1 pseudogene is annotated in these 345 nt (G+C 50.1%); it reads right to left on the reverse strand.

Annotated features, from left to right (window positions below):
• A pseudogene (locus M3661_RS30030) lies at positions 1-345 on the reverse strand (hypothetical protein); the annotation flags it as partial.

Here is a 345-nt window from a genome sequence, read left to right on the forward strand (position 1 = left end):
TTCCTTGCTGTACGCCTAATGCTGCTGTAAGACAAGCAACTGTCGCTTCATTGCCTTCTTGCTCAAGCGTTTCTTGAATCTGTTGTACGGTATATACATCGCTCCAGTGAGCCAGTGCCTGCAGACGCTCCTTGCGTGCCTCAAGCTCCTTCACCATGACATATTGCTGCATCGTGTCTGGCAACATACGAATAAACTGAGAATGCGTAACACTGCGTGGCTTCCGCAGCAGGTTCTTGAACACTGTAGGCCATGGGATCTGTACGGTTTGTCCCGTATACGGACGAGGTACTTCCTGTATTCGTTGGTGCTGGCTGCTTAGGATTACCATGCGATCCCAAAACG

The sequence above is a fragment of the Paenibacillus sp. MER 180 genome, assembly GCF_023713665.1.
GTDB classification, from domain to species: Bacteria; Bacillota; Bacilli; order Paenibacillales; family Paenibacillaceae; genus Paenibacillus_B; species Paenibacillus_B suaedae.